Origin of the sequence: Pseudomonas sp. UBA3153, assembly GCF_002364635.1 — a bacterium.
GTDB classification, from domain to species: domain Bacteria; phylum Pseudomonadota; class Gammaproteobacteria; order Pseudomonadales; family Pseudomonadaceae; genus Pseudomonas_O; species Pseudomonas_O kuykendallii.
In genome coordinates this window covers 1-9,182 of the sequence record NZ_DEYR01000071.1, presented here as the reverse complement: position 1 = coordinate 9,182, position 9,182 = coordinate 1, and the positions used below count along the sequence as shown (strand labels likewise).

Genomic DNA, 9,182 nt, shown 5'->3' with positions numbered 1-9,182 from the left:
GGCCTTGCGGCCGCCCGCGAGGCGGGCGACGACCTCCTCCAGGCCGGCCTGGCGCAGCGCGGTATCGACCCGCTCGCCGTCACCGTCGTCGAAGCCGAACACCACGTTCTGCTCGATGCTGTCATCCAGCAGGGCCACGTGTTGCGGGATGTAGGCGATGGTGGGTGACGAGCCTTCGGGCCAGGCGTGGCGGACATGGCCCGACTGCGGCTGGTGAATGCCGCAGAGCAGCTCCATCAGCGTGCTCTTGCCGGTGCCGGACGGGCCGACGATGGCGACCCAGGACGGATGCGCGATGTGCAGCGTCGCCTCGTCGAGCACCGCCGGCAATTGGGGGCCGTGGCGGAAGGTCACCCGCTCGAGGGTGAACGTCGGGGTGTCTGCGACCTGCGCCGTGATGCCCACATGCTGGGTGTAGCTGGCGGCGGCGCGTTCCAGCTCGCCAAGGACCAGCTCGATGTTGTACACCGCGCCGAACAGCGCGGTGCGCGTGCCCAGCACGCTCATCATCGCGGGCAGCAGCGCCCGCGCCACCACGGCGTAGAAGATCAGTTGCGGCAGGAGCAGGTTCAGCGGCCGTCCGGTCAGCATCCACAGCGAGACCACCAGCAGGAGGATGCCCAGTACGGCGAAATCCAGCACCAGTCGCGGCAGCGTCGGGAAGACGGTCAGCTTGACGTTGGCGGCGGCCAGGGCCTCGAGCGAATGGTCGACGTGGCGCAGGAAGAAGCGCTCGAGGTGGTACACGCGAATCTCGCGGAACGAGGCGAAGGCCTCGGCCATGCTGGTGTTCCAGCGCTGCAACGCGGCCTCGCGTGCGTGCGAGGCCTGCTTCTGCCCCTTGCTCAGCAGCCTGTGGGTCAGGGCGTTGAGCAGCAGGAATCCCAGTGCCAGCAGGACGGACGCCAGCGGGTACTGCCAGAGCATCAGCGCGGAGAGGAACACCAGCATCAACGTGGAGGAAATCATCGTCACGCACTGCTGGCTGACGTAGGCGGCATCCACCGCCGTGGCCGCGCAGCGGCGGAAGTAATGGGTACGGCTCTCGCTGCGAAAGCCCATCCAGTCCAGATGCAGGTAGCCCTCCAGCAGGCGGCTGACGGTGTAGCGCTGAACCTGCTGGTTGAAGCGCGCACCGCTCCAGGCCAGCCCGCCCTGGACCATCAGCTTCAGGCAGATCAGCAGGAACAGGCCAAGGCTGAGGGTCGGGATGACCGACCAGCCGAGCCGCTGCAGCGTCGATTCGATCAGTACCGGGCACTGCTCGTTGAGGCAGGCGACGTAGGGGATGACGGTGGCGGCGACGAGCATTTCCAGCGCCGACAGCCCGCAGGCCCAGATCGACACCCAGCACAGCTGGCGCTTGTGCGCTGGCGACAGGAAACGTGACAGCGCGGCGCCGAACTGGCGCAGCTTCCCCCAGTTGTCGTCGAAGTCCTGGCGGGCAGTCATCGTGAGTTCAGCCAGGATCGGACGCTGTGCCGGGGATGGCTCAGCAGGGTCATCGCGCGTTGCCGCTGGTACGCCAGCAGGCTGGGCCTGGCGTCCGCCGGCAGGAAACGCCGGGCATTGCGCGCGTAGGTGGTTTCGGCGAAGGCGACGTAGTCGACCGTCAACAGGCCGGCATGGAAATGGCTGAAGTCCAGGCGCGAGGCGTCGAACCACAGGTGATTCCACAGGTGCAGGCTGCGGGCATCGTCCGGCAGCGTCACGTTGCGCAGCAGCAGGTCTTCGATGCCCTTTGGGGTCCAGTCCAGCGAATAGAAGGAAGTGGGCGGCTGGATATCCAGCAGGTCGGGGAAGCGCTTGCTGAGGCGGTACGGCAACAGCGTGGAGTGATTGCTCCAGCTGCCGTCGAATGCCTCGGTCATCGCGTCGAGCCAGTGCCGGCAGAATTCGGCACCGGGCGCCGAGGCGATCCAGGCGTTGCACAGCGAGCGGTTGTCCTCGGCGCCGGCGGGGGCCTTTTCCTCGCCGAGGACGAATTGCCGCGAATGCCAGTCCGTCGGCAAGGGGCGCAGGAACAGGCTGTCGATGTCGGCGTAGATGCCGCCTTCCTCCAGCAGGATCCGCAGCCGCGCGAAATCGGCCAGGTGGGCATAGCGGAACGCCGCCACCGTGGGGTCATCGTAGCGGTAGTCGGCGACGAAGCGCTCGGGGTCGATGCGCCGCAGGCGCAGCCGCGGCTTGATTCGCTCCCACCATTCGCCGTGTGGCTCATTGTGATAGTGGAAGTGCACCTCTTCGGGCTGGTTCACCTCCAGGCACGAGGCCAGGCAGAGGTAGTACATCAGGTGGAACGGCTCGGTCTGCTCGCGCAGGCCGAAGACGAAATGGAAGATGTTGGGGATCGGGCGGGTCATGCGAGGGCCTCGAGGAGGGCCGCGATCACGGCGTCCGGGGAAAAGTCGCGGGCGATGCGCGCCGCCTGCTGCGCCGCGCGCTGGCGGGCCGCGACGGGCGCGTCGAAGATTGTCCGCAGCTGGCGCGCGGCCTGCTCCACCGAGGGGTCGGCCCAAAGGTCGGACGGCTTGTAGCTGGCGGACCAGGTCGGTTCGTGAACGGGCACCAGGGTGTAGTCGATCAGCGCGCTGAGTGTGGGGTCGAGATAGTCCAGTTGCCCGCCATAGCCGGTGATCACCACCGGCTTGCCCTGCCGCGCCGCGTCGAAGGCACCCAGGCCCCAGCCCTCGGTACGCGTGAGCGAAACGAAGCAGTCGCCCATTTCGTGCAGCGCGAGCATTTCCTCGTCGCCGAGGGACTCGTCCGCAATCACCGCAACGCGCGCGGGGTTGGCGAAGCGGCGCGCCAGCCGCGCGACGCTGCGTGCCGGCGACGGATGCCGAAGGCGAAAGCCATTGCGCCAGTGGCGATGCCACTGGGTGATGTCGTTGCGACTGGTCTTCACGATCATCAACACCGGATCGCTGGCGTCGAAGGCCTTCCAGTAGGCCTCGAGCGCCAGGTAGGGCGCCTTGCGATTGGACCAGTAGCCCACGGTGTAGAACACGAAGCGCTTTCGGTCGTCCCGGGGCAGGCGTGCCCGCAGCGCGGCGCGTGCAGCGGGGGCGGCTTCGGCAAGGCCTTCGAACTGGGGCAGGTGAGGCACCACGTGGATCGGCACGTTCACCCCGGCGCGGCGAAACACCTCGACGTTCCACTGGCAGGGCACCAGCACCGCGTCCAGCTGGTTGAGAATCTCTGGCCAGTGCGTCGGCAGGTTTTCCAGCTCCCACACCGTGTAGCCGAGGATGCGTCGCCCGGCCTGGCGCTCCTGTTCGATCAGCGCGGGGAAATACTCCGGCACGGTGTGGATCAGCACGGTGTCGTAGTCGATCGGCCGGTTGCACACGCCGTTCTGCTTGGTTTCCGGCCAGTCGGTGACGGGCTGCAATTGATAGCGATCCGCGCCGGGCAGCATCGGCGCCCACGTCAGCTCGACGCCGGCATCCACAAGGGCGCGGACATAGGCCTTCGCCGCGACCGCGTAACCGGTGGTGTCACCCCAGGAAATGTACTTCAGCCCACGCATGTCATTTGCGCCAGGATGCCAGGTGGAAAGCGGTAAAGCCGCGCAGCATGCCGAGGATCCGCGCGGCGAAGGCCGCGCTTCTCCAGGCGTCCAGCGTGAACAGCTGGATGAACGAGGAAACCAGCGTACGCATGCCCCAGTTGAGCATATGAGGCTGGGGATTCTTCGCGATCAGCGCGCCATCGCCTATGGCATAGCTGTGGAAACGACCCACGGCCCAGGCATTCCAGGGCGGCATCTTGCTCGGGTGCTGCATCTTGATCCGCGGGCTGTAGCAGGCTTTCAGGCCATCCATGTGGTCGAACAGCCGGTTCATCAGGTCGATGCCTTCGGCTGCTGGGAAGGGGGCGCCGGGGCCGAAGCGCTCATCGAAGCCGTCGGCCCGCAGGAACAGCTCGCGGCGCACGAAGAGCGTGGCTTCCGTCAGGCAGCTGAACATTGTGCGGCGGGTGAACTCGGTCGGCTCCTGCTTCCAGCGCAGCACGTTGGGCGCGCCGGTTTCGTCGATGGTCTGGCCGGTGATCACCTGGGTCAGCGGGTCGTTGGAGAGTCGTTGCACTTCGCCCAGGGCATCCGAGAGCAACTGGCAGTCGTCGTCCGGAAAACCCAGCCAGATTCCCCGCGCCAGGCGCGCACCGAGGTTGCGGGCACGGGTGGCGCTGCGGAAGTCGACCTGCTCATGGCGGATATCGAGAAGCCCGGCGAAACGGGCGATCACCTCGACCAGGCGATCGTCGCCATTCTGGTCGACCACGATCACCTCGAGCGTTGGCGCATTCTCCTGTTTCACCAGGCTCGCCAGGCAAGGCTCCAACTCGCCGTCGTCGTGCAGCGTGGCGATGACCAGCGAACAGTGTGGGGCAGAGGGCTGGCGCGCGACGTCGTCGGGGGAACGCTGCATGGTTTCTCGGTTCTATCGGCAAGGCGGCTTTTTCAGCGGAACGCGCGGCAGGCCGGCTGTTCTGTCGATCGGTCGGATGATCGTATTTTCCACACAGGCATGTCTTCTCCTCGCGCCGAGCGGTTCATTGCGTGGGAGCTCTTTCTTCGGGGTAACGTGGGCGCTGCGACTAAGCGACGCAGGAGCATGCCTAGGTGCGTGGCGTTTTGCCAGCCCCAGGGAGGGGGTTTTCTCGTTTTCAGGGCGTTACAGAGAAATTGCGGGCAATAAAAAAGCCGGCTTGTGGCCGGCTTTTAGGAGAGGGCAGCAGCTTACTTTTGGTAAGCCGCGGCCGCCTTGAGAATTTCGGCGCGGGCGGCGTCGGCGTTGCCCCAGCCTTCGACCTTCACCCATTTGCCTTTCTCGAGATCCTTGTAGTTCTCGAAAAAGTGCTTGATCTGCTCGATCAGTAGCGGCGGCAGGTCGGTGTATTCCTGGACGTCCTTATAGATACTGCTCAGCTTGTCGTGCGGAACGGCGATCAGCTTGGCGTCGCCGCCGGCTTCGTCGGTCATGTGCAGCACGCCGACCGGGCGCGCGCGGATCACCGAGCCCGGCGCCACCGGGTACGGGGTCACGACCAGCACGTCGAGCGGGTCGCCGTCGTCGGCCAGGGTGTGCGGGATGAAGCCGTAGTTGGCCGGGTAGAACATCGGCGTGGCCATGAAGCGATCGACGAACAGGCAGTCGGTCTCGTGATCGATCTCGTACTTGATCGGCGCGTGGTTGGCCGGGATCTCGATGGCGACGTAGATGTCGTTGGGCAGGTCTTTGCCAGCCGGAACCTTGCTGTAGCTCATGGGGTGACTCCCGGTATTAGGGCCAAAAAGTGGGCCGGATTATAGGCACATTCAATCGGCGATACCACGCCATTCAGCCTTTGGTCGGGGTTGTCCGGGACCATCGGTCAGGGTCGTTCGCGGTAGTCCGGATGCTCCGCCTGTAGGCGTTTCAGCCGCGCTAGCGGGTCCTGGCGGTAGAAGTGCGCGAGCTGGGCGTAGACCGCCGGGAAGGCCTGCTCGAGCAGATCCGGCGCGCTGAAGAAATACTCGCTGGAGACGGCGAAGAACTCCGCCGGGTTTTCCGCGGCGTAGGGGTCGATGGCGGTAGCCGCGTCCGGATCGCAATCCAGCTGCGCATTCATCGCGTCGTAGGCGCCCTGCATCGCCTGCGCCCAGTCGACCACGCGCATGTCGCGGTGCAGGGGAGGCAGGCCGTTGGCGTCGCCGCCGAGCATGTCCAACTTGTGTGCGATCTCGTGGATCACCAAGTTGTAGGCTTCCCAGCCGCCGCTTTCGGCGACCCCCGGCCAAGCCAGGATCACCGGGCCCTGCGCCCAGGCCTCGCCGCTGCGCTCGTCGTCCCACTGGTGCTCGACGCCGGCATCGTCTCGGTAGCGCTGCGGGCTGCGGAAGTCGTCGGGGTAGAGCACCAGCTCGTGGAAGTTGCGCTGCCATTCGCCTGCCGGCAGGTGCAGCAGCGGAAGCTGCGCCTGGGCGGCGAGGACCAGGCGATCCTCGCCGGAGAGCTCCAGGTCGCCGAGCAGGCTGAGGCTCTTGTCATGCAGGAACAGCACGCTCAGTTCGCGCAGGCGCTGCAGTTCGGCGTCGTCCAGCCCGTCGAGGATCGGCAGCCGCGCCAGTACCGCGGCCCAGCGCTGGTCGTCGACGGGGTGCGCGGCGAGGATGCGGCGTTGGCGCCAGGCGCGCAGCGACCACACCGACGCTCAGCCCTGGCTGACGGCGCGCGAGCGGATGCGGTGGCGAATCCAGCCGATCAGCATCGGCAGCAGCGACAGGCCGATCACCAGCAGGATCATCGCGGTCAGGTTCTGCCGCACGAACGGCGTGTTGCCGAAGAAGTAGCCCAGGGTGCTCAGGCCGCCGACCCAGAGCAGGGTGCCCAGCAGGCTGAAGGCGAAGAAGCGCGGGTAATACATGCGCCCAAGACCGGCGACGAAGGGCGCGAAGGTGCGCAGGATGGGCAGGAAGCGCGCCATGGTCACCGTCTTGCCGCCGTGCTTGGCGTAGAAGGCCTCGGTATGCGCCAGGTAGTCGCGGCGGAAGATCTTCGAGTCGGGATTGCTGAACAGCCGTTCGCCCGCCGTTCGCCCGATCAGGTAGTTGCACGAGTCGCCCAGCAGCGCGGCGAGGCTCAGGCAGCCGATAAGCAGGCCGATGTCCATGCCGCCCAGTGCGCTCAGCGCGCCGGCGAGGAACAGCAGGGAGTCACCGGGCAGGAACGGTGTCACCACCAGGCCGGTCTCGCAGAAGATCACCAGAAAGAGGATGGCGTAGATCCACACTCCGTACTGGGCGAGGAGCATTTCCAGATAGAGGTCGAGGTGCAGGATCAGGTCGATCGGATTGAAGTCCATGGCGGGGGCATTTGTCCGGGCGGAGGCGCCAGTATAACCACGCCGGTCCGCTTGGCGCTGCTGCCGGAGGTCCGTTGCAGGGGCTCTGTGCTAACCTGCGGCGCAGTTTTTCCGGGGTGGTTTCCCCGCTCAGAGGTCATCCATGCATATCCACATTCTCGGCATCTGCGGCACCTTCATGGGTTCGCTGGCCGTCCTGGCCAAGGAGCTCGGCCACCGCGTCACCGGCTCCGACGCCAACGTCTACCCGCCCATGAGCACCCAGCTGCAAGCCCAGGGCATCGAGCTGATGCAGGGCTACGATGCCGCGCACCTGGAGCCTGCGCCGGACCTGGTGGTGATCGGCAACGCCCTGTCGCGCGGCAATCCGGCGGTGGAGTACGTGCTGAACAAGGGCCTGCCCTACGTTTCCGGGCCGCAGTGGCTGGCCGATCACGTGCTGCAGGGGCGCTGGGTTCTCGGCGTCGCCGGCACCCACGGCAAGACCAGCACCAGCAGCATGCTCGCCTGGGTACTCGAGCACGCCGGCATGGCGCCGGGCTTCCTGATCGGCGGCGTGCCGCAGAACTTCGGCATCTCCGCGCGCCTTGGCGACACGCCGTTCTTCGTGGTCGAGGCCGATGAGTACGACAGCGCCTTCTTCGACAAGCGCAGCAAGTTCGTCCACTACCGCCCGCGCACGGCGATCCTCAACAACCTCGAGTTCGATCACGCCGACATCTTTCCCGACCTCCCGGCCATTGAGCGGCAGTTCCACCATCTGGTGCGGACCATTCCCGGCGAAGGGCTGATCATCCACCCGGTCGCCGAAACCGCGCTGGTACGCGTGCTGCAGATGGGCTGCTGGACGCCGGTGCAGACCACCGGCGACGGCGGTCAGTGGCAGGCACGGTTGCTCAGCGAGGACGGCTCGCGCTTCGAGGTGATCTTCGAGGGCGTGCCGCAGGGCACCGTGGACTGGTCGCTGACCGGCCGTCATAACGTCGACAACGCCCTCGCTACCCTGGCCGCGGCGCGGCATGTCGGCGTGGTGCCGGAGCTGGGCATCGCCGGCCTGAGCCTGTTCAAGAGCGTCAAGCGGCGCATGGAGAAGGTCGCCGAGGTCGATGGCGTGACGATCTACGACGACTTCGCCCACCATCCGACAGCCATCGCCACCACGCTGGACGGCCTGCGTAAGCGCGTCGGCAGCGCCCAGGTGATCGCCGTGGTGGAGCCGCGCTCCAATTCGATGAAGCTCGGCGCTCACCGCGACGGCCTGGCCGAATCCGTGGTGCAGGCCGACCGGGTGTACTGGTACGCGCCGCCGAACCTGGGCTGGGACCTGGCGGCCACGGTCGCCGGCGCGACGGTGCCGACCGAGGTCTGCGACTCGCTGGACGCGATCATCGCCGGGGTCAAGGCCCACGCGGCGCCGGGCACCCAGGTGGTGATCATGAGCAACGGCGGTTTCGGCGGCCTGCACGGCAAACTGGCCGCGGCGCTGCAATAAGAAAGCAAACTGCAAGTTCGCGCTCGAAGGGTCGTGAGCGCAGATGAGGCAAGGCGAAAGCCTGCGAGGAACGCGGACTGGGCTCGCATGCGCGTTTACCGTTGTAAATGAGCATTCCAGCCGGGCTGGCGTTCCAGCAGGCCTTACAAGCAAGCGAAACAGCTTCGAGAGTGAATTTATGAGCGGTCCCGAACGCATCACCTTGGCCATGACCGGCGCTTCCGGCGCGCAGTACGGCCTGCGCCTGCTCGACTGCCTGGTGCAGGAGCAGCGCGAGGTGCACTTCCTCATCTCCAAGGCGGCGCAACTGGTGATGGCCACCGAAACCGACGTGACCCTGCCGGCCAAGCCGCAGGCGATCCAGGCCTTCCTCAGCGAATATACCGGCGCTGCGGCGGGGCAGATCCGCGTCTACGGCAAGGAGGACTGGATGGCGCCGCCGGCCTCGGGCTCCGGCGCGCCGACGGCGATGGTGGTGGTGCCCTGTTCCACCGGCACGCTGTCGGCGATCGCCACGGGCGCCTGTAACACCCTCATCGAGCGCGCCGCCGATGTCGCGCTGAAGGAGCGCCGGCAGCTGATCCTGGTGCCGCGCGAGGCGCCGTACTCGAGCATCCACCTGGAAAACATGCTCAAGCTGTCCAATCTCGGCGCGGTGATCCTGCCGGCCTCGCCGGGTTTCTATCACCAGCCGCAGACCCTCGACGACCTGATCGATTTCGTCGTCGCGCGCATCCTCAACCTGCTGGAAATCCCCCAGGACATGCTGCCGCGCTGGGGCGAGCACCACCTGGGTAGCGCCGACTGATGCGCACCGCGGCGCTGGCCGCCACGCTGGCCG

General features: G+C 66.5%; 9 protein-coding genes. 2 read left to right on the top strand and 7 right to left on the bottom strand.

Annotated elements, in window-relative coordinates; genetic code table 11:
* The 7 genes from B2X67_RS16105 to B2X67_RS16075 form a co-directional block, all read right to left on the bottom strand.
* Positions 1 to 1,452 (bottom strand): ATP-binding cassette domain-containing protein (locus B2X67_RS16105; protein ID WP_286786102.1); only part of this gene is annotated, 1,452 nt, incomplete at its 3' end.
* Positions 1,449 to 2,363 (bottom strand): glycosyltransferase, encoded by a 915-nt coding sequence (locus tag B2X67_RS16100; RefSeq protein ID WP_286786101.1) that lies wholly within the window; start codon positions 2,361 to 2,363, stop codon positions 1,449 to 1,451. The genes B2X67_RS16100 and B2X67_RS16105, both read right to left, overlap by 4 nt.
* Positions 2,360 to 3,532: a hypothetical protein gene (locus B2X67_RS16095; RefSeq protein WP_286786100.1), complete on the bottom strand. Its 1,173-nt coding sequence runs from the start codon at positions 3,530 to 3,532 to the stop codon at positions 2,360 to 2,362. The genes B2X67_RS16100 and B2X67_RS16095 overlap by 4 nt, the downstream gene beginning before the upstream one ends.
* Position 3,533: 1 nt before the next feature.
* The gene (locus B2X67_RS16090) at positions 3,534 to 4,433 is read right to left on the bottom strand and encodes a glycosyltransferase family 2 protein (protein ID WP_286786099.1); all 900 of its coding nucleotides are present in this window, start codon (positions 4,431 to 4,433) and stop codon (positions 3,534 to 3,536) included.
* A gap of 311 nt (positions 4,434 to 4,744) precedes the next feature.
* Positions 4,745 to 5,272, bottom strand: coding sequence for an inorganic diphosphatase (gene ppa / locus B2X67_RS16085; RefSeq protein ID WP_286786098.1), 528 nt, complete (start codon positions 5,270 to 5,272; stop codon positions 4,745 to 4,747).
* Between the two features lie 107 nt (positions 5,273 to 5,379).
* Complete coding sequence (locus tag B2X67_RS16080) at positions 5,380 to 6,192, bottom strand: zinc-dependent peptidase (protein WP_286786097.1); 813 nt, start codon at positions 6,190 to 6,192, stop codon at positions 5,380 to 5,382.
* Positions 6,193 to 6,198: 6 nt separating this feature from the next.
* On the bottom strand, positions 6,199 to 6,849 hold the full coding sequence (locus B2X67_RS16075; RefSeq protein ID WP_090225909.1) for a DedA family protein: 651 nt from the start codon (positions 6,847 to 6,849) through the stop codon (positions 6,199 to 6,201).
* Between the two features lie 142 nt (positions 6,850 to 6,991).
* On the opposite strand from B2X67_RS16075, the gene mpl reads away from it, so the two are divergent.
* Positions 6,992 to 8,341 (top strand): UDP-N-acetylmuramate:L-alanyl-gamma-D-glutamyl-meso-diaminopimelate ligase, encoded by a 1,350-nt coding sequence (mpl, locus tag B2X67_RS16070; protein ID WP_286786096.1) that lies wholly within the window; start codon positions 6,992 to 6,994, stop codon positions 8,339 to 8,341.
* A gap of 178 nt (positions 8,342 to 8,519) precedes the next feature.
* A complete protein-coding gene (ubiX, locus tag B2X67_RS16065) occupies positions 8,520 to 9,149 on the top strand; it encodes a flavin prenyltransferase UbiX (protein ID WP_286786095.1) in 630 nt (209 codons plus the stop codon).
* Positions 9,150 to 9,182: the final 33 nt, after the last annotated feature.

Excerpts from the sequence above, each read along its gene's own strand:
- B2X67_RS16095 (WP_286786100.1), bottom strand. The coding sequence starts at position 3,532 with ATGCGTGGGCTGAAGTACATTTCCTGGGGTGACACCACCGGTTACGCG.
- B2X67_RS16075 (WP_090225909.1), bottom strand. The coding sequence starts at position 6,849 with ATGGACTTCAATCCGATCGACCTGATCCTGCACCTCGACCTCTATCTG.
- B2X67_RS16090 (WP_286786099.1), bottom strand. The coding sequence starts at position 4,433 with ATGCAGCGTTCCCCCGACGACGTCGCGCGCCAGCCCTCTGCCCCACAC.
- ubiX (WP_286786095.1), top strand. The coding sequence starts at position 8,520 with ATGAGCGGTCCCGAACGCATCACCTTGGCCATGACCGGCGCTTCCGGC.
- B2X67_RS16100 (WP_286786101.1), bottom strand. The coding sequence starts at position 2,363 with ATGACCCGCCCGATCCCCAACATCTTCCATTTCGTCTTCGGCCTGCGC.
- ppa (WP_286786098.1), bottom strand. The coding sequence starts at position 5,272 with ATGAGCTACAGCAAGGTTCCGGCTGGCAAAGACCTGCCCAACGACATC.
- mpl (WP_286786096.1), top strand. The coding sequence starts at position 6,992 with ATGCATATCCACATTCTCGGCATCTGCGGCACCTTCATGGGTTCGCTG.